The following is a 19,623-nucleotide window of genomic DNA, read 5'->3' on the forward strand; positions in this document are numbered from 1 at the left end:
ATCAGTACGCCTCGAAGCAGCCCGCGCCGAGCAGGCCCTTCAGCTCGCCTTGCAGGCCGGTCTCCGTGGAGACGAAGTAGTCGCTCGACAGCGCCAGGCGGGTCGTGCCGCGCGTGCTCTGCAACTTCAGCTGCACCGGCGTGGTGCCCGAGTGCGCCTGCAACGTCCGCTTCAGCTCCGCCACCAGCGACTGGTCGACCCGGCCCACCGGCACCTTGATCACGAACGCCGGGTCGGTGCCCGGATCGGTCTCCGCCGCCGAGATGTCCACCGGCACCGCATCCGAGGCGAACACGCTGATCGTGCCCTCCCGCTCGTTGATGCGGCCCTTGACCGCCAGCGCGGTGTCCTCCACCAGGCAGTCCGAGAACATCTCGTAGGACTTCGGGAAGAACAGCACCTCCACGCTGGCGTCCAGGTCCTCCAGCGTGACGATCGCCCACGGGTGCCCGTTCTTGTTGATGCGGCGCTGGATTCCCGAGATCATGCCGGCGATCTTGAGCTGCTCCTTGCCGCCGCCGAACTCCCGCTCGCCGCCGACCAGGTCGGCGATCCCGGTGTCCTGGTAGGGCGCGAGCAGCCGCTCCGCCCCGTCCAGCGGGTGCGCCGAGACGTACAGGCCCAGCATCTCCCGCTCGTAGGACAGCAGCTGCTTGCGCGGCCACTCCTCCGCGGTGAACACCAGGTGCGCCAGCGGCGAGGCGTCCGCGCTGTCCTCCGACGAATCCGCGCCGAACAGGTCGAACTGGCCCATCGCCTGCTGCCGCTTCAGCCCGATCACCGCGTCCACCGCGGCCTCGTGGTGCTGCACCAGCGACATTCGGCTGTGCCCCAGCGAGTCGAACGCGCCCGCCTTGATCAGCGACTCGATGACCCGCTTGTTGCAGGCCAGGATCTCCGACTTGTCCAGGAAGTCGGTGAACGAGGTGTAGCGGCCCTTCTCGTCGCGGGTCTTGACGATCGAGGCCACCACGTTGGACCCGACGTTGCGGATCGCGCTCATCCCGAAGCGGATGTCGGAGCCGACGGCGTTGAACGTGTCGAGCGAGTCGTTGACGTCCGGCGACAGGACCTTGATGCCCATCCGGCGGCATTCGGCGAGGTAGATCGCCATCTTGTCCTTGTTGTCGCCGTTGGAGGTCAGCAGCCCGGCCATGTACTCGGCCGGGTAGTTGGCCTTCAGGTACGCCGTCCAGTACGCCACCAGGGCGTAACCGGCCGCGTGCGACTTGTTGAACGCGTAGCCGGCGAAGGGCAGCACCGTTTCCCAGAGCTTGGTGATGGCCTCGTCGCGGTAGCCGTTGGCCTTCATTCCCGCGTGGAAGCCCTCGAACTCCTGGTCCAGGACGGACTTCTTCTTCTTGCCCATCGCGCGGCGCAGGATGTCCGCTCGGCCGAGGCTGTAACCGGCCACCTTCTGCGCGATCGCCATGATCTGCTCTTGGTAGACGATCAGACCGTAGGTCTCGTCGAGGATGTCGCGCAGGTCCTCTTCGAGATCGGGGTGGATCGGCTCGATCTCCTTGCGACCGTTCTTGCGGTCGGCGTAGTCGAGGTGCGCGTTGACGTCCATCGGGCCGGGTCGGTACAGCGCGTTGGCCGCCACCAGGTCACCGAAGGCGGTCGGTTGCAGGCGTTTGAGCAGCTCCCGCATGCCGCCACCTTCGAACTGGAACACTCCCAGGCTTTCCCCGCGGGCGAGCATCTCGTAGGTGGTCTTGTCGTCCAGGCCCAGGTTGGACAGGTCGATGTCGCGGTCGTGGTTGTCCTTCACCATCCGCAGCGAGTCGCCGAGGATCGTGAGGTTCGACAGGCCCAGGAAGTCCATCTTCAGCAGGCCGATGGCCTCGCACGACGGGTAGTCCCAGCCGGTGATGATCGAGCCGTCGTCGCGCGCCCACAGCGGCACCGTGCCCAGCAGCGGCTGCGAGGAGAGGATCACCGCGCAGGCGTGCACGCCGGCGTTGCGGATCAGGCCCTCCAGACCGCGAGCGGTGTCGAAGATCTGCGACACCGACGGATCGGTCTCGATCAGGCTGCGGACCTCGGCGGCCTCGGCGTAGCGCTCGTGCTGCGGGTCCACGATGCCCGACAGCGGGATGTCCTTGGCCGCGATCGGCGGCGGCAGGGCCTTGGAGATCTTGTCCGCGATGGCGAATCCGGGCTGGCCGTGGTGCACCCGCGCGGAGTCCTTGATCGCCGCCTTCGTCTTGATCTTGCCGAAGGTGATGACCTGCGCCACCTTGTCGCGGCCGTACTTGTTGATCGCGTACTGCAGCACCTCGTCGCGGCGGCGGTCGTCGAAGTCGAGGTCGATGTCCGGCGGGGAGTCGCGCTCCGGGTTCAGGAACCGCTCGAAGATCAGCCCGTGCTCCAGCGGGTCCAGGTTCGTGATGTGCAGGATGTAGGCCAGCAGCGAACCGGCCGCCGAGCCACGGCCCGGCCCGACGTGGATGCCCTGCGACTTGGCCCACCGCGTGAGGTCGCCGACGACCAGGAAGTACGCGCAGTAGCCCTTGGTGTCGAGCACGTCCAGCTCGACCTTGACCCGGTCCAGGCACTCCTGCGTCGGCCCGTCCGGGTAGCGGGTGGGCAGGTACTGCTGGACCTCTGCCTCCAGCAGCTCGCGCTCGCTCCGGCCGGTGCCGTCGGTGACGCGCGGCATCCGGTCCTGGAACTTCCAGACATCCTCGTAGGACTCGACCATCTCCGCGACCAGCAGGGTGTTGTCCGCCGCGCCGGGCAGCTCCTTGTCCCAGTACTCGCGCATCTCGGCCGCGGACTTCAGGTAGTAGCCGTTGCCGTCGAGCTTGAACCGGCTCGCGTCGCTGAGCGTCTTGCCGGACTGCACGCACAGCAACGCTTCGTGCGACTCGGCCTGGTCGGCGGTCACGTAGTGGCTGTCGTTGGTCGGCAGCGGCTTGAGGTTCAGCTCCTTGGCGATCCGGAGCAGGCCCTCGCGGACCGCCTGCTCGATCGCCAGGCCGTGGTCCATCAGCTCCAGGAAGAAGTAGTCCTTGCCGAAGATCTCCTGGTAGTCCGCGGCCGCCTGCAGCGCCTCGTCGTACTGCCGCAGCCGCAGCCGGGTCTGCACCTCGCCGGACGGGCAGCCGGTGGTGGCGATGATGCCCTCGGAGAACTCGCTGATCAGCTCGCGGTCCATGCGCGGCTTGCGGTAGTAGCCCTCGAAGCTGGCCCGGCTGGACAGCGTGAACAGGTTGCGCAGCCCGGTCGCGTTGCGCGCCAGCATCGTCATGTGCGTGTAGGCACCCGCGCCGGAGACGTCGCCGCCCTCACCGAACTCGTCGGTGCCGCGCTGCTTGGCCTCGCCCCAGAACACCGGCTTCTTGTGGAACCGGCTGCCGGGCGCGAGGTACGCCTCGATCCCGATGATCGGCTTGATGCCGCTCTTGCGCGCCTGCTGGTAGAACTCGTCCGCGCCGAACATGTTGCCGTGGTCGGTCATCCCCACCGCGGGCATGCCCAACCGCTCGGCTTCGGCGAACAACGCCCCCACCTTCGCCGCACCGTCGAGCATCGAGTACTCGGTGTGCACATGGAGGTGAACGAAGGGGTCGACAGGCACGGGAAAGTCCTCCTTCGGCGGGCTTCTGGGAGAGCTGTCAGCCTAACTCCCGGCTCCGACGCGTCCGGAGATTCCCCCGGCGTTGCGCGGTGTTTCCCGCGGGCGGGGTGTGAGCCGGCCCTCTCCCCGCCCGCCACGGCTCGAAGTCCGGATCAAAACGACGTGCCGTTTACACATGGGAAGGGGCGAGCGGGTAGCGTGGCACGACGTGGCTGGCCCTGATCCCGTGGACGTGCGTCTGTTGAGCGTCGTCGCCGAGATGGGCCGTGCGGCGGTTCCCGAGATCGCCGGTCGGCTCGGCATGGACGTGCGTGACGTCGCCGCGCGCCTTGCTGCCCTCTCCACAACCGGCCTGCCGCTGGTCGTCGGCGTCGAATGCGACGCCCAGGCCATCCGCAACGCGGTCGCCGCCGCGCAGCACTGGGCGGCGCAGCAGAACATGGCCAGCGGGCCGTACCAGGTGCCCGGGCCGGGCAGCGGCGGCCACCAGGTGCAGCCGTCCGGCTCCTACCCGCAGCCGACCGGCGGCTACCCGATGCCCAGCGGTAGCTATCCGACGCCATACGGCGGCCCGAACGGCCCGCAGCCGTTCGTCCCGACCGGCCCGCCGGCGACGTCCTTCCAGCAGCAGCCCGCGCCGCAGGGGCCGCCGAACCCGATGAACGTGTGGGGGCCGCCGGGATCGGCCGCGTGGGCACGCGGCGACCAGCAGTGGCCGGGCGCCCAGCCCGCGCAGCAGCAGCCGCCGCCGGTACGCACCGGCAAGGTCGGCAGCAAGCTCGACGTCGAGGGACTGGAAGGCGAGCGGATCACGATCCTGCTCGTGGAGGTCGTGGACCCGGCCGACTTCCTGTTCACCGCGGCCGGTTACGAGCTGCAGGAAGGTGAGCGCTCGGTCGTCGTGCACACCGAGCTGACCAACCGCGGGGCGACGCCGTTCGCGTCGCTGCCCGACCTGTACCTGGAGCTGATCGCCGAAGACGGCGCGGCGGTGTCGAAGGCGCCGGTGTCGCTGTCCTCCCGCCCGCCGCACCGCATCGGAGTGCAGCCGGGCGAAACGGCGGGCGGCCACACGGTGTACGTGCTGCCGGAGAACACGGAGCTCACGAAGGTGCGCTGGACGCCCCGACCCGGCGACGAGCAGCGCACCCTCACGTGGGACATCACCGACCTCTGAAGAAGGGGCAGGATTTACAGTTTCGCTTGGAACTGCAAATCCTGCCCCTTGCTAGCCAAATGCTGTGAGATTTGAACAGCAGGCTCTCGACGCTGTGCAGCGTTCGCCACCCAGTACGTCTGTCCTATTGAACCCTCTCCCTCCGTAAACGAGGGAGATCCCTGGCTCACGCTGCCGGGTCGCTCGACGAGCGGCCAGGTCTTCCGCGATCAGCACCAGCCGGGTTGGAACCAGCCCGGTTTCCCCAAAGATTGGGGGTTGCTGCGCTGGCTTGGTTCTCGCTCAGCGCACTTGGACCGTACCAACCCGCCGCGCGGGGCATCCGCGCTACATCCACTTAGTGATCCGCCGGGGCGAACGGGCGGGTGGCCTTGCGGTTTGCGCCGCGGTGTGGACATCTGGAGTCATGACCTCTCCGGAGAGCGGTCGCACCAGCGTCGGTGTCCCGCGCGAGACGGCGCCCGGTGAACGCCGGGTGGCGCTCGTGCCGGGCGTGGTGGAGCGGTTGTGCGCGCAGGGGCTCGGCGTCGTGGTCGAGGCCGGCGCCGGGCATGCCGCGCTGATCCCGGACGAGGCGTTCGCCAAGGCCGGCGCGAGCATCGGCGATCCGTGGTCCGCCGATGTCGTCGTCAAGGTGAACGCGCCGACCGAGGCGGAGATCGCCCGGCTGTCGCCCGGGTCGGCGCTGATCGGATTCCTGGCGCCGCTGACCGATCCGGACATCGCCGACCGGCTGCGGGCCGCCGAGGTGCGGGGCTTCGCGCTGGAATCGGTGCCGCGCATCTCCCGTGCCCAGTCGATGGACGCGCTGTCCTCCCAGGCCAACGTCGCGGGATACCGGGCGGTGCTGCTGGCGGCGAGCGAATGCACTCGGTTCTTCCCGATGCTGACCACCGCGGCGGGCACCGTGAAACCCGCGTCGGTGCTGGTGCTCGGCGTCGGGGTGGCCGGGCTGCAGGCGCTGGCGACCGCGAAGCGGCTCGGCGCCCGCACCACCGGCTACGACGTGCGACCGGAGGTCGCCGACCAGGTGCGTTCGGTTGGCGCGAAGTGGCTGGACCTGGGTGTTTCGGCGGTCGGCGAGGGCGGCTACGCCCGGGAACTGACCGCCGACGAGCGCGCCGAGCAAGCCCACCGCCTCAACTCGGCCATCGCCGGTTTCGACGTGGTGATCACCACCGCCCTGGTGCCGGGCCGGCCGGCCCCGAAGCTGGTTCCGGCGGAGGCGGTGCGCCGGATGCGGCCGGGCAGCGTGATCGTCGACCTGGCCGGCGCGACGGGCGGCAACTGCGAGCTCAGCGAGCCGGGGCGAACCGTGGTCTCCCACGAGATCACCATCGCCGCCCCGCTGAACCTCCCGGCGAGCATGCCGGAGCACGCCAGCGAGCTCTACGCCCGCAACGTCCAGGCGCTCCTGGAGCTGATGCTCGTCGACGGCCGCCTCGCGCCCGACCTCACCGACGAGGTCCTCGCCGCCGCCTGCATCACCCGCCCGGACCCGACATGAGCGTCAACGAGCTTCCAGGTGGAGGAGGGGCGATGTTCCTGGCCGATCTCGCGGTCCTGGTGCTGGCGGGGTTCGTCGGCTTCGCGGTGATCTCGAAGGTGCCGAACACGCTGCACACCCCGCTGATGTCCGGCACCAACGCCATCCACGGCATCGTGCTGCTCGGCGGCGTGCTGGTGCTGGGATCCGGGGTGGAGGACCTCGGTTCGCAGCTGCTGGCGCTGGTGGCCATCGTGTTCGGCACCATCAACGTCGTCGGCGGATTCCTGGTCACCGACCGGATGCTGGGCATGTTCAAGCGGAAGCCGGAAGCTACGCGGAAGGGTGCCGACAAGTGATCACGCTGCGCTCGGTGCTCTACATCCTGGCGTTCGCGCTGTTCATCTACGGCCTGATGGGGCTGACCGGCCCGCGCACCGCGGTCCGGGGCAACGCGATCGCGGCGGCGGGCATGGCGATCGCCGTCGCCGCCACGCTGCTCACCCCGGGCCTGGGCAACTGGTGGCTGATCGTGCTGGGCCTGGTGGTCGGCACGGTCATCGGCATTCCCGCCGCGCGGCGGGTGAAGATGACCGCGATGCCGCAGATGGTCGCGCTGTTCAACGGCGTCGGCGGCGGCGCGGTGGCGCTCACCGCGTGGGTCGAGTTCCGGGAGACCACCGGCTTCCAGGGCGAGCCGGCGAACGTGGCGATCGCGACGCTGTTCGCGGCGATCGTCGGCTCGATCTCGTTCTGGGGCTCGCTCGTCGCCTTCGGCAAGCTGCAGGAGATCGTGCCGGGCCGCCCGATCACCGTCGGCCGGCTGCAGATGCCGCTGAACGTGCTGCTGCTGGCCGGGGCGGTCGGGTGCGCCGTGGCGATCGGCCTCGGCGGCACCGCCGAACTGCTGATCGTGGCGGTGCTGGTGCTGGCCGGGCTGGCCGGGATCGCGGTGGTGCTGCCGATCGGCGGGGCCGACATGCCGGTGGTGGTGTCGCTGCTGAACGCGTTCACCGGGCTGTCGGCGGCGGCGGCCGGGCTGGCGTTGAGCAACACCGCGATGATCGTGGCGGGCATGCTGGTGGGCGCGTCCGGTTCGATCCTCACCGACCAGATGGCCAAGGCGATGAACCGGTCGATCCCGTCGATCGTGGCCGGCGGTTTCGGCGGCGGCGCGGCCTCGGCCCCGGCGACCATCGACGGCACGGTGCGCTCGGTCAGCGCGGCCGACGTGGCGATCCAGCTGGTCTACGCCGGGCAGGTGATCGTGGTGCCCGGCTACGGCATGGCGGTCGCGCAGGCCCAGCACGCCGTGCAGGACATGGCGAAGTTGCTGGCGGACAAGGGAGTTTCCGTCGACTACGCGATCCACCCGGTGGCGGGTCGGATGCCCGGCCACATGAATGTGCTGCTCGCCGAGGCGGACGTGCCCTACGAGCAGCTCAAGGAGATGGACGAGATCAACGACGAGTTCGCCCGCGCCGACGTCGCGCTGGTGATCGGCGCCAACGACGTCACCAACCCGGCGGCCCGCACCGACCCGAACTCGCCGATCTACGGCATGCCGATCCTCAACGTCGACCAGGCGAGGGCGGTCGTCGTCCTGAAGCGCTCGATGCGGGCGGGCTTCGCGGGCGTGGACAACCCGCTCTACACCGACCCGAAGACCACGATGCTCTTCGGCGACGCGAAAGCCTCGGTGCGAGAAGTCGTCGAAGAGCTCAAAGCACTCTGATCCGCGAAATCGGATGACACGACATCCGCCGCGCCCGACACTGATCAGGTGTACCGCCTGCTTTGGCTGCGCCTCGGGGACAAATCCGGCTACACGATGCGCTTCGGGTCGATCAACGCGTCCTACGGCGTGGCGTTCCTTGGCGGCGAGAAGCAGGTGTGGTTGTTCCGGGACATCGAGCTGCTGCGGTCTTTCACGGCTTCCGACGTGCCGCTCGCCCAGCAGTGGCGATCGCTCGGCCAGCGATGGCATTGGCCGCTGCCACTGCCCACCGACGCCGATCGCTTCGACCACCACGACTTCCACGTGACGCTTCGCCAGAACAGGTTCGGCGACCTCGGCGCGAGGATCGGATGGTGCAGCGAAATCGCCGCCGAGTTCGCCCTGCACTGCGAGCTGCCCGAGGTGCTCGACCTGCTCGACGAGGTTCCGGGGCCGAAGCCGACGACCTTCTCCGTGCACCGGTGGCGGCAGATCATCCCGCTGCTCGCATCGTGCGTACTCGTCTGGGACGAGCACGCACGATGATCACTCCTTGCCGCGGCGGAAGATGTTCAGCGGGTTGTTGCGCTTCGGGCGTTCCGGCTTGTTGCGGCTGCGGTACTCCAGCGTCGGCCAGTCCCCCGCGTCGCCCCGCGACATCTCCGGCTCCGGGGCGCCGAACACCGACGGCGACGCCGTGCCCACGTCCTCCGCGCTGATCACGTCACCGAGGCCGGTGATACCGGTCGGTGGTGTGTCCGTGTCGGCTCCGGGTTCGAACACCGGTATGCCGCTGGGCGGCGTCGGCGCATCCGATCCCTCGAACGACCTCGACTGTGCCATCAAGCCCCCTTGCTCGTCCCAGGCTTGTCCGCCACCGTACCCGGCTCAGCCATCCTGATCGCGGAGCTCGTCCAGCGCGTGCTGCAGGTCGGCGGGGTATTCGCTTTCGAACGTGACCCAGCCGCCGGACGGGTGCTCGAAGGAGAGGCTGCGCGCGTGCAGCCACTGCCTGGTAATAGCGAGTCGTCGGGCCAGCACCGGGTCAGCGCCGTAGGTCAGGTCGCCGACGCAGGGATGCTTGATCGCCGCGAAGTGCACCCGGATCTGGTGCGTGCGACCGGTTTCCAGCTTCACGTCCACCAGCGACGCCGCGCGGAACGCCTCCACCGTCTCGTAGTGGGTGATGCTGGGCTTGCCGCCGGTGACGACCGCGAACTTGTAGTCGTGGCGCGGATGCCGGTCGATCGGCGCGTCGATGGTGCCGCGGCTCGGGTCCGGATGCCCCTGCACCACCGCGCGGTACCGCTTGTCCACGGTGCGTTCCTTGAACGCGCGCTTGAGGACCGAGTACGCGTTTTCGCTCTTGGCGACGACCATGACACCCGTGGTGCCCGCGTCGAGGCGGTGCACGACGCCCTGCCGTTCGGAGGCTCCGGAGGTAGCGATGCTCACGCCCGCGGCGGCGAGCCCGCCGACCACGGTCGGGCCTTCCCAGCCCGGGCTCGGGTGCACCGCGACGCCGATCGGCTTGTCGACCACGACGATGTCGTCGTCCTGGTGCAGGATCTTCAGCCCGTCCACCGGCACCGCGACGATCTGCAGCGGCTGCTGCGCGGGCGGCAGCGTCACTTCCAGCCAGGCCCCGGAGACCAGCCGGTCGGACTTGCCCGCCGGGTTGCCGTCGACCAGCACATCACCGGACTCGGCCAGCGAGGCGACGGCGCTGCGGGACAGGCCCAGCAGCTTCGACAGGCCCGCGTCCACGCGCATGCCGTCGAGCCCCTCGGGAACCGGCAGCGTTCGAAGGTCGGTCACGACTCCGCTGCCTTCTTCTTGCGGTGCACCGTGCCGTCGTAGTCGCGGCCCAGCAGCGACATCAGCACGACCAGGATGCCGCCGCAGACGATGCACGAGTCGGCGACGTTGAACACCGGCCACGCCGCGCCGCCCGGCGCGAACACCGACAGGAAGTCCACCACGTGGCCCTGCAGCGGGCCGGGCGCGCGGAAGATCCGGTCGACCAGGTTGCCGCAGGCACCGCCGAGCACCAGGCCGAGCCCCACCGCCCAGCCCGGCGAACGCAGCTTCGGCGCCAGCCAGATGATCACGCCGACGACCGCGATCGCGAGCAGCGCGAGCAGCCAGGTCATGCCGGTGGCCAGCGAGAACGCGGCGCCGGGGTTGCGCAGCACGTCGAGGTAGAGCAGGCCGCCGAACAGCTCGACCGGCGGGTTGCCCTCCAGGTTGGCGACCACGGCGACCTTGGTGAGGATGTCGATGCCCAGGGCCACCACGGCGACCCCGCCCAACAACCCGAGCAGCTTCCCGGAGCCGCGCTTGGGCGACTCCTCCGCCGCCTCGGCCTGCGTCTCGGACGCCTGTTCCGCGGCGGTCGGCTCGGTGCCCGCCTGCTCTGCTGAGGATTCCCCCTGGGAGGACTGCTCGGTGCTCACGCCGCCATTGTCCCTGAACCTGGGCGGACGCATCACGGCAGTACCGAATCCCGCGCACCAGGCCCGGCCACCACCGCGAACCCACCGGAACCCGCCGCGAGGAGCCACCCGATTTCAGGCAAGATCGGGTCCCGCGAAGCCCGTTTCCGCGGCGCGGAGCGGTCAGCCGAGGAAGTCCGGCACCGGGCGCGGGTCGTCGGCGGGCACCCAGCGACCGTCGACCTGCTCGTAGCGCCAGATCGGGCCTACGGCGACCAGCCGCCGCAGCGCGTTCACCAGGCGGTCGACGTGCTCCAACGTCGTGCCCAGCCCGACGCTGACGCGCACCGCGCGCTCGGCGTCCGAGCCCGCCCGCGAGAGCAGCCGCCGCGTGGCCACGTGCGCGCAGAACAAGCCGTCGCGGACACCGATGCCGTGCTCCGCCGAAAGCGCCGCGGCCAGCAGGCCCGGGTCCTGACCGTCGATGGTGAAGCTCACCACGCCGACCCGGTCATGATCGGCGTCGAACAGCCGGAGCTCGCGCAGCCCAGGCACGCCGCGCAGGCCGGCCCGCAGCCGGCGCAGCAGCGTCTCCTCGTGCTCGACGACGTCCGACCAGTTGACCGCGAGCGTCTCGCATGCCTTGGCCAGCGCGTGCACGCCGACGGTGTTCGGCGAACCCGCCTCGTGCCGCTCCGGCCCGGTCGTCCAGCTGACCGAGCGCTCCTGCACCAGCCGGGTCGCGCCGCCGCCCGCCAGGTACGGCTCGGCTGCGTTGAGCCAGTCCGCGCGGCCGATCAGCGCGCCCGCGCCGAACGGCGCGTAGAGCTTGTGCCCGGAAATCGCCACGTAGTCGACGTCGAGCTCACCGATCCGCACCGGCCGGTGCGGCGCGAGCTGCGCGGCGTCCAGCACGGTGCGCGCCCCGCGCCGGCGCGCCACCTTCGCCAGCTCGGCGACCGGCCACACTTCGCCGGTGACGTTGGAAGCGCCCGTGATCACCGCCAGCCGCGGCCCCTCCGGGCATTCCGCCAGCGCGGCGTCGAGCGCGGCGACCGCCTCTGCCGGGGTCTCCGGCGCGGGCAGGCGGCGCACTCGCGGGCCGCCCCAGGGCAGCAGCGCGGCGTGGTGCTCGGTGTCGAAGACGACCACGGACGTGCCGCGCGGCAGCGCCCGCCCCAGCAGGTTCAGTGCGTCGGTGGTGTTGCGGGTGAAGATCACCGAGTCGGTGCGGCGGGCGCCGACGAAGTCCCGCAGCTTGTCCCGCGCTCCCTCGTAGACCCGGGTGCACACCTGGGAGGCGAACCCGGCGCCGCGGTGCACGCTCGCGTACCAGGGCAGCAGCTCGTTCACCGCCGACTGCACCGGCTCCAGACAGGGCGCGCTGGCGCCGTGATCGAGGTTCGCGTATCCGATGCGCTCGCCGGTGACCAGCGGGACCTGCAGCGAGCGGCCCACCACGGCGGGGATTCGGTAGTCCACATTGGACTGAGTCGGGATGTCGATGACGGCAGACGACATGACGGCCTCCTCGGGGGCCTCATCGGACCCGCCCAGAGGGGTCCGCGCTTGCCGGATCGCCCTGCACGACCGGCCAGGTCCTCACCCGGGGCACCCCACCGCGGTTGGAGGGTTGCCGGCCAGCAAGCCGGGGCTTGACGCTGGCACTCATGACCTTCGACTACGCACCCTAGAAAACCGCTGGGGCGCCGGACAACAGGATTCCCGGATCGTGGGAGCGGCCTTGGTCACACCAACCCGGGAAGCGCGGAGGGCGCTTCCCCCCGGGAAATCCGGCGGAAAGCGCCCTTGACCTCGCGGGATCAGGCCTTGGTGACGGCGACCTTGATCTCGGTGCCCTCGCCGACGGCGCCGGTGAAGCCGTCCGCCACGTCGCCGGGCTCGACCGCGTTCGCCAGGGTTTCGGCCGCGATGAACTCGCGGTGCGCGGCGACGGCCGACAGGACCTCGGCCGGGGCCGAGATCGCCACCGCGATCCGGTCGGAAACCTGGAAGTCCGCCTCCTTGCGGGCCTGCTGGACGACGCGGACCACGTCGCGGGCCAGGCCTTCGGCCGCCAGCCCCGGGGTCACCTCGGTGTCCAGCACCACCAGGCCCTTGCCGCCGGGCAGCGCCGAGGCCGCGCCGGGGTCGGTGGAGACCAGCCGCTCGTCGAACTCGTTCTCCTGCAGCTCGATGCCCGCCGCGACCACGGTGCCGCCGGTGCGCTGCCACTCGCCCGACTTCACCGCCTTGATCACCTTCTGCACGTCGCGGCCCAGCCGCGGACCGGCGGCCCGCGCGTTCACCGCGATCTCGAAGTGACCGTGCGCGGCGACGTCGTTGCTCAGCTCCAGGTCCTTGACGTTGACCTCGTCGCGGATCAGGTCCGCGAAGGGCCGCAGCGCCTCCGCGTCCGGGGTGGCGACCACGAGCTTGGCCAGCGGCAACCGCACCCGCAGCTTGTTGGACTTGCGCAGCGCCGACGCTGCCGAGCACACCTGGCGCACCTCGTCCATCGCGGTCACCAGCGCGGCGTCCGCGGGCAGCTCGTCGACCAGCGGCCAGTCCGCCAGGTGCACCGAGCGGCCGCCGGTCAGCCCGCGCCAGACCGCCTCCGCGGTCAGCGGCAGCATCGGCGCCACCACCCGGCAGGTCACCTCCAGCACGGTGTGCAGCGTGTTGATCGCGTCCCGGTCACCGGACCAGAAGCGGTCGCGGGAACGGCGCACGTACCAGTTGGTCAGCACCTCCAGGAAGTCCCGCACGTCCGAGCAGGCGCCCGCGAGGTCGAAGGAGTCCATTGCGGACTGCACGTCGCCGACCAGCTCGTGCGTCTTGGCCAGGATGTACCGGTCCAGCACGTGCTTGCTGTCCACCTTGGACTCGCCGGAGATGCCCTCGGCGTTGGCGTACAGCGCCAGGAAGTACCAGGAGTTCCACAGCGGCAGCACCGCCTGGCGCACCGCGTCCCGGATGCCGCGCTCGGTGACCACCAGGTCGCCGCCGCGCAGGATCGGGCTGGCCATCAGGAACCAGCGCATCGCGTCGGAACCGTCGCGGTCGAAGACCTCGTTGACGTCCGGGTAGTTGCGCTTGGACTTCGACATCTTCAGGCCGTCGTCACCCAGCACGATGCCGTGCGCCAGCACGTTGGTGAACGCCGGCCGGTCGAACAGCGCCGTCGCCAGCACGTGCAGCAGGTAGAACCAGCCGCGGGTCTGGCCGTTGTACTCGACGATGAAGTCGCCCGGGTAGTGGTGCTCGAACCACTCCGAGTTCTCGAACGGGTAGTGCACCTGGGCGAACGGCATCGAGCCGGACTCGAACCAGCAGTCCAGCACCTCCGGCACCCGGCGCATCGTCGACTTCCCGGTCGGGTCGTCTGGGTTCGGCCGGGTCAGGTCGTCGATCTCCGGGCGGTGCAGGTTCGCCGGCCGCACCCCGAAGTCGCGCTCCAGCTCGTCCAGCGAGCCGTAGACGTCGGTGCGCGGGTAGGCCGGGTCGTCGGAGACCCACACCGGGATCGGCGAGCCCCAGTACCGGTTCCGGGAGATGTTCCAGTCGCGGGCGTTCTCCAGCCACTTGCCGAACTGGCCGTCCCGGATGTGGCCCGGCACCCAGTTGATCTGCCGGTTCAGCTCTACCATCCGGTCCTTGAACTGGCTGACCGCCACGAACCAGGACGACACCGGACGCTGGATGAGCGGGTTGTCGCAGCGCCAGCAGTGCGGGTACGGGTGGTCGTAGGTCTCGTGCCGCAGCAGGAGCCCGGCGTCCTTGAGATCGCGGATGATCTGCTTGTTGGCGTCGAAGATGTGCTGGCCCTCGTACGGCGGAGCCTCGGCGGTGAACTGGCCGTGGGCGTCGACCGGGACAGCCAGCTCGACATCCGCCGCATCGGTGACGGCCTTGTCGTCCTCACCGAACGGCGCGATGTGCACGATTCCGGTGCCGTCCTCGGTGGTGACGAACTCCCCTGGCAGCACCTGGTGGGCGTTGCGGTTGCCGACGAAGAAGTCGAACGGCGGTGTGTAGCGGACACCGAGCAGGTCGGCCCCCTTGACCCGCTCCACCACGTGCTCGGCCACGTCCTCGCCGAGCTCCCGCGCGTACGCGCCGAGCCGCGCCTCGGCCAGCACGTAGCGCTCGGTGGCGTTGGGCGGCGCGACCAGCACGTAGTCCACGTCCGGGTGCACGGCCGCCGCGAAGTTCGACGGCATGGTCCACGGGGTCGTCGTCCACACCAGGGCCAGCGCGCCGTCGAAGGCCTTGCCTGGCGCGTTGAGCCGCAGGCCCACGGTCACCGCCGGGTCCTGCCGCTGGCGGTAGACGTCGTCCATCTTGGTCTCGGTGTTGGACAGCGGCGTCTCGCACCGCCAGCAGTACCAGAGCACCCGGAAGCCCTCGTAGACCAGACCCTTGTCCCACAGGGTCTTGAAGGCCCACATGACGCTTTCCATGTAGTCCAGGTCGAGCGTCTTGTAGTCGTTGTCGAAGTCCACCCACCGGGCCTGCCGGGTGACGTAGTCCTCCCACTCGGCGGTGTAGCGCAGCACCGAGGCCTGACACGCGTCGTTGAACGCGGCGACGCCCATCTGCTCGATCTCGGACTTCGACGTGATGCCGAGCTGCTTCTCCGCCTCCACCTCGGCGGGCAGCCCGTGGCAGTCCCAGCCGAACCGGCGCTCCACCCGGCGGCCGCGCATCGTCTGGTAGCGCGGCACCACGTCCTTGACGTAGCCGGTCAGCAGGTGCCCGTAGTGCGGGAGCCCGTTGGCGAACGGCGGCCCGTCGTAGAAGACGAACTCGTTGGAGCCGTTAGAACCGGGCTCGCGAGCCTGCACCGAGGCCCGGAAAGTCTTGTCGTCGGCCCAGAAATCCAGCACCTGGCGCTCGATCTCGGGGAACACGGGCTGGGCCGCCACGCCGCGCTCACCGGCGTCGCCGAACTGAACCTTGGGATAAGCCATCGCGGATGCGCTCCTCGCGGTGTGTCGTTTCCGCCGCACGGTCACCGGAACATCGGTGTCCACACGGGGACGACACCTCGCGCGCATGCCCGCACGAGATCCGCGGTACCACCCCGCTTGCCGCCGACCGACGCCGACGACCACTCGTTGCCAGCTGTGACGGGCTGGACCCGTCCGGTTCTACTGAGGCGCCCCGGCCGGGCACCCGTTCTTCCGGAGGCTCCCCGGTGATGGCCGGATCAATGCCTGGTCAGTCCAGAGTACCGGGCACCCGCCACCGGTTTTCACCGGTGCGCGGTTTCAGTCGAAACGGCGCTAAGCCCGGCGGACCTCGGCGGCCAGCGTGGCGTTCGGCGCGCAACGCCCGCACGGCGTGAAGCCGAGCTCCCGAGCCTCGCGCAGCGGCAGCGCGATCGTCTTCCGATCGCCGATCCACTCGCAGGTGCTCACGTGGTAGCGCGGCCGCTCGTCGAGCACCAGCACCTCGGCGCCCGGATCCGCCGCGTCCGCGGCGTTGCTGCGCTCCTCGCCCGGCTCCTTGCCGTCGGTCGGCGTGGGCTCCGCCGGCGGCCGCTCGCGCGGCCCCGCCCGGCGCCGTCGCCGATCGGCGACCAGCAGCGCCACCCCGGCGACGCTGATCAACACCGACAGCCACGCCAGATCCGGTTCGCCGGCGGCGACCGCACCGGCAAGAACACCGCCGGCCGCCAGGACCAGCAGCAGCACGACCAACAGCACGCGACCTCACGCCCCTCGCCGAACGGTCCGGATACACGTCGGCGGCAACGGGCGTTCGACCCGTCGCCGCCGATGCGAACGAACTTGCTCAGCCGGCTTCGGCTGCGCGCGCCCCGAAGCTGTAGCTGGCCTGCTGACCGGACGACCGGCTGCCGCTGCTGTCCGCGGGCGCGGCCGAGCCCCGGTCCTGCAGTTCGCGCAGCTGCGACTCCAGGTAGGTCTGCAGTCGAGTGCGGTACTCGCGCTCGAACGTGCGCAGGGTCTCGATCTTCTTCTCGAGGGCGTTCTTCTCCGACGTGATGTTGCCCATCACCTCGGCGTGCTTGCGCTGCGCGTCGCGCTCCAGGCTGGCTGCCTTGTCGCGGGCTTGCCGCTCCAGCGTCTCGGCCCGCGTACGGGCGTCGTTGAGCATCGTCTCGGCACGGGTCCGGGACTCGTTGACCATGCTGTCGGACTTCGAGCGCGCTTCGGACAGCAGCTGCTCGGACTTCGTCCGCGCCTCGGACAACATGCCGTCGGCCTCGGCCTTGGCCTCGCCGGTCAGCCGGTCGGCCATCTCCTGCGCGAGGCCCAGCACCTTGGCGGCCTGCACGTGGTGATCACCGCCCGGGGAGGTCTGCTCGGCAGCGGTCGGCGCCGGGACCGGGGTAAGCCGGCGCGGTTCCTCCGGTGGGGCGGCCGGGGTCGAGGGAACCGACGCGGCCTGGCTGCGCGCGTCGTCCAAGTCGACCTGCGCGGTCTGCAGCTGGGACTCCAGCTGCTCCACCTGGCTGCGCAGGTCGTTGTTCTCCTCCACCAGCCGGGCAAGCTCGGCTTCAACCAGGTCGAGGAATGCGTCTACCTCGTCCTCGTTGTAGCCCCGCTTACCGATCGGAGGTTTGCTAAACGCGACGTTATGCACGTCGGCGGGGGTCAAGCCCACAAGATCACCTCACGCACTCCTCGGCTGCGGGTAGCCCGGGTTCCCCGTCACCCGGGCTGCACCAGTCGCATCAGTATGAACACGACCAGCAGCAGCACCATAATCGATAGGTCCAGTCCGACGCCGCCGATCCGGACCGTCGGAATCACCCGACGCACCAACTTTACGGGTGGGTCGGTCACTGTGTAGATGCTCTCCAACGCGATTGCAACCCCTCCGACAGGCCGCCAATCGCGAGCGAACACTCGAACGAGTTCGATCACAATACGGGCCGTGAGCAGCAGCCAGAAGAAGAACAGAACGTAAAACAGGACGATCTGCACCGGGTTCACGCCTCAACTGTGCCACCACTCACCCGTAGTTGAAAAAGGCACCCTCGGCCAGCCGCCGCTTGTCCTCCGCCGCGACGTCCACGTTCGGCGGTGAGAGCAAGAACACGCGGTTCGTGACCTTCTCGATCGAGCCCCGCAGCGCGAACGCCAGACCTGCGGCGAAGTCGACCAGGCGCTTGGCGTCGGCCTCCTCCATCTCGGTCAGGTTCATGATCACCGGCGTTCCGTCCCGGTACTGCTCGCCGATCGTGCGGGCCTCGCTGTAGCTGCGCGGGTGCAGCGTTGTGATCTTGCTCAAGTTGAGCTGGGTGCCCGTGTCGGTGACCGCCCGCAGCCGCGAGACGGACTCCCGCGGCGGGTCGGCCGGTGCCGCACTGCGGACCGGCGGGTCCGGCGTCCACTGCCGCCGGGGCCGTGCCGCGGGCTCGCGGTACTCCTCGACGAAGTTGTCCGATTCCACCTCGGCTTCCGCCTGGTAGCCGCCGCGGGTGCCGACCCGGCGACGTGCACCGACCCGGTCCGACGGGCCGTCGTAGGCATCGCGGTCGGTGTCGGAGTACCGATCGCGATAGCCGGGCTCGTCGTCGTAGTCGTCCACCTCGTCGGCCGGGACCATGCCGAAGTAGGCCTTCAACTTGTGCAAAGCGCTCATCGGCATGCCCTTCCTCTGCGACTCCTTAGCACCGAGCACGAGGCGGCCGGCCTTCGACCCCCCTGTTCACGGCTACGGCGAGGTTAACCGCCGCCCACCGAGCAGCGCGGTTCCGACACGCACCCGGGTCGAGCCGTGGGCAACGGCACTTTCCAGGTCGCCGGACATCCCCGCCGACACTTCGCCAGCTTCGGGGTGATCTCGGCGCAGGCGCTCGGAGATCTTGGAAAGTGTGGCAAAAGCCACATCGGGTTCGCCACCCAACGGGGCGACTGCCATCACTCCCCGCAGCCTAAGACCACTCGTACGCGTGATCATATCGGCCAGCGCCGGCACGTCCTCCGGACGGCAGCCGCCGCGCCCGGTCGCCTCGTCCAGGCTCACCTGCAACAAGACGTCCAGCGGCCGCTCCCGTTCTCCCGCGTCCAGGGCGTTCGCGGTGGCCCGGCCCAGCGCCTCGACGAGCCGCTCGCTGTCCACCGACTCGACGACGTCGGCCCAGCGGACCACCGCCCGGGCCTTGTTCCGCTGCAGCTGCCCGACCATGTGCCAGCGCACCTCCGCCGCCGGCCGCAGCCCGGCGAACTCGGTGACCTTCCCGCGCGCCTCCTGCTCCCGGTTCTCGGCGAACTCGGTCAGCCCGAGATCGGCCAGCAGGGCCGCGTCCGATGCCGGGAAGGTCTTGGTCACCGCGAGCAGCTCGACCTCGTCGGGCTGCCGCCCGGCCGCGCGGCAGGCGCGGTCGACCCGGTCGCGGACCTCCCGCAGCGACTCCGCCAGCTCGGCCCGCCGCAACTCCTCGCTCACTCGGTCGCCTCCGGCTCGGCCCAGATCGCCGCGGCGAACCGTCCGGTGCGCCCGCTGTCGCGGCGATGGCTGTAGAGCTCCGGGGATTCCATGGTGCAGCGCGGATCGACGCCGATCTTTGCGATCCCGGCCGCAGCCAGCTGCTCCCAGAGCCCCGCGCGCAGATCGAGCCCGGCGGTGCCCTTGCGGGTCTTGCACGCGCTGCCGGGCAGGTGCTTCTCGACGTCGGCCTGCATCTCGGCGGGCACCTCGTAGCACTCGCCGCAGGCCGCCGGGCCGAGCAGCGCCTCGATGCGGTCCAGCCGGGCGCCAGCCTCCTGCATCGCCTTCAGCGCCGCGACGAGGACTCCCACGCGCGCGCCGACCCGGCCGGCGTGCACCGCAGAAACCACGCCGGTCTCGGGATCGCCGAGCAGCACCGGCACGCAGTCCGCGGTGAGCGCGATCAGCGCCAGCTTCGGTTCGGCGGTCACCAGCGCATCGGTCGCCTCCACCGGCGCGGGCTGCGGCCCGTCGACGATGGTCGCGGTGCGCCCGTGGATCTGCTCCATCCACACCAGACGGTCCTCGGGCAGGCCGATGCCGTCGGCCAGCTTGCGCTGGTTCGCCGCCAGGGCTGCGGGATCGTCGCCCACCCGGCCGCCCAGGTTGAAGGAGTCGAAGGGCGGCCGGGAACTCCCGCCCTCCCGCGTGGTGATCACGCGCCGAATCCGCACTGCTGCTCAGCCTCCCGAACACAAGTCGACACCGGAAACGTGGCGTTTCCGGTGTCGATTCTCGCTCATGCGCCGCGCGGTG

General features: G+C 70.1%; 17 protein-coding genes and 1 riboswitch. Of the genes, 5 read left to right on the top strand and 12 right to left on the bottom strand.

From position 1 onward, the window contains the following. Window position 1 precedes the first annotated feature (1 nt). On the bottom strand, window positions 2-3,586 hold the full coding sequence (dnaE, locus tag AB0I53_RS20995; RefSeq protein WP_358605281.1) for a DNA polymerase III subunit alpha: 3,585 nt from the start codon (window positions 3,584-3,586) through the stop codon (window positions 2-4). Between the two features lie 208 nt (window positions 3,587-3,794). On the opposite strand from dnaE, the gene AB0I53_RS21000 reads away from it, so the two are divergent. The 5 genes from AB0I53_RS21000 (at window position 3,795) to AB0I53_RS21020 (ending at window position 8,512) form a co-directional block, all read left to right on the top strand. Continuing rightward, window positions 3,795-4,763 (top strand): AsnC family protein, encoded by a 969-nt coding sequence (locus AB0I53_RS21000; RefSeq protein ID WP_358605284.1) that lies wholly within the window; start codon window positions 3,795-3,797, stop codon window positions 4,761-4,763. Window positions 4,764-5,169: 406 nt separating this feature from the next. Next, complete coding sequence (locus AB0I53_RS21005) at window positions 5,170-6,270, top strand: Re/Si-specific NAD(P)(+) transhydrogenase subunit alpha (RefSeq protein WP_358605287.1); 1,101 nt, start codon at window positions 5,170-5,172, stop codon at window positions 6,268-6,270. Window positions 6,271-6,302: 32 nt separating this feature from the next. Then, window positions 6,303-6,608, top strand: a complete 306-nt coding sequence (locus tag AB0I53_RS21010; protein WP_093261552.1) for an NAD(P) transhydrogenase subunit alpha — start codon at window positions 6,303-6,305, stop codon at window positions 6,606-6,608. Further along, the gene (locus AB0I53_RS21015) at window positions 6,605-7,984 is read left to right on the top strand and encodes an NAD(P)(+) transhydrogenase (Re/Si-specific) subunit beta (protein WP_358605290.1); all 1,380 of its coding nucleotides are present in this window, start codon (window positions 6,605-6,607) and stop codon (window positions 7,982-7,984) included. Before AB0I53_RS21010 ends, AB0I53_RS21015 begins: the two co-directional genes overlap by 4 nt. A 48-nt stretch (window positions 7,985-8,032) precedes the next feature. Further along, window positions 8,033-8,512, top strand: a complete 480-nt coding sequence (locus AB0I53_RS21020; protein ID WP_358605293.1) for a hypothetical protein — start codon at window positions 8,033-8,035, stop codon at window positions 8,510-8,512. Here the strand turns inward: AB0I53_RS21020 and AB0I53_RS21025 are convergent, their stop codons facing one another. The 11 genes from AB0I53_RS21025 to pgeF form a co-directional block, all read right to left on the bottom strand. After that, entirely contained in the window at window positions 8,513-8,809 is a 297-nt protein-coding gene (locus AB0I53_RS21025) for a hypothetical protein (RefSeq protein WP_358605296.1), read from the bottom strand. It lies immediately after the preceding gene. Window positions 8,810-8,854: 45 nt separating this feature from the next. Beyond that, a complete protein-coding gene (locus tag AB0I53_RS21030) occupies window positions 8,855-9,739 on the bottom strand; it encodes an RluA family pseudouridine synthase (RefSeq protein WP_358605420.1) in 885 nt (294 codons plus the stop codon). A 41-nt stretch (window positions 9,740-9,780) separates the two neighbouring features. Beyond that, window positions 9,781-10,422: a signal peptidase II gene (gene lspA, locus AB0I53_RS21035; RefSeq protein WP_358605299.1), complete on the bottom strand. Its 642-nt coding sequence runs from the start codon at window positions 10,420-10,422 to the stop codon at window positions 9,781-9,783. Window positions 10,423-10,584: 162 nt separating this feature from the next. After that, window positions 10,585-11,922 carry an aminotransferase class V-fold PLP-dependent enzyme gene (locus AB0I53_RS21040; RefSeq protein WP_358605301.1) on the bottom strand — a complete coding sequence of 446 codons (1,338 nt, stop codon included), beginning with the start codon at window positions 11,920-11,922 and terminating at the stop codon, window positions 10,585-10,587. A 39-nt stretch (window positions 11,923-11,961) separates the two neighbouring features. Further along, window positions 11,962-12,077, bottom strand: a riboswitch (SAM riboswitch). 147 nt (window positions 12,078-12,224) lie between these two features. Next, a complete protein-coding gene (gene ileS / locus AB0I53_RS21045; protein ID WP_358605304.1) occupies window positions 12,225-15,374 on the bottom strand; it encodes an isoleucine--tRNA ligase in 3,150 nt (1,049 codons plus the stop codon). Between the two features lie 315 nt (window positions 15,375-15,689). Continuing rightward, complete coding sequence (locus AB0I53_RS21050) at window positions 15,690-16,112, bottom strand: hypothetical protein (protein WP_358605307.1); 423 nt, start codon at window positions 16,110-16,112, stop codon at window positions 15,690-15,692. Between the two features lie 88 nt (window positions 16,113-16,200). Further along, entirely contained in the window at window positions 16,201-17,034 is an 834-nt protein-coding gene (locus AB0I53_RS21055) for a DivIVA domain-containing protein (RefSeq protein WP_358576575.1), read from the bottom strand. Window positions 17,035-17,081: 47 nt separating this feature from the next. Continuing rightward, a complete protein-coding gene (locus tag AB0I53_RS21060; protein ID WP_093160639.1) occupies window positions 17,082-17,366 on the bottom strand; it encodes a YggT family protein in 285 nt (94 codons plus the stop codon). 19 nt (window positions 17,367-17,385) lie between these two features. After that, the gene (locus tag AB0I53_RS21065; protein ID WP_358605310.1) at window positions 17,386-18,018 is read right to left on the bottom strand and encodes a cell division protein SepF; all 633 of its coding nucleotides are present in this window, start codon (window positions 18,016-18,018) and stop codon (window positions 17,386-17,388) included. Between the two features lie 72 nt (window positions 18,019-18,090). Then, window positions 18,091-18,825: a YggS family pyridoxal phosphate-dependent enzyme gene (locus AB0I53_RS21070; RefSeq protein WP_358605313.1), complete on the bottom strand. Its 735-nt coding sequence runs from the start codon at window positions 18,823-18,825 to the stop codon at window positions 18,091-18,093. Then, the gene (gene pgeF, locus AB0I53_RS21075; protein ID WP_358605316.1) at window positions 18,822-19,526 is read right to left on the bottom strand and encodes a peptidoglycan editing factor PgeF; all 705 of its coding nucleotides are present in this window, start codon (window positions 19,524-19,526) and stop codon (window positions 18,822-18,824) included. The genes AB0I53_RS21070 and pgeF overlap by 4 nt, the downstream gene beginning before the upstream one ends. Window positions 19,527-19,623: the final 97 nt, after the last annotated feature.

This window comes from Saccharopolyspora sp. NPDC050389, assembly GCF_040655595.1.
Lineage (GTDB): Bacteria > Actinomycetota > Actinomycetes > Mycobacteriales > Pseudonocardiaceae > Saccharopolyspora.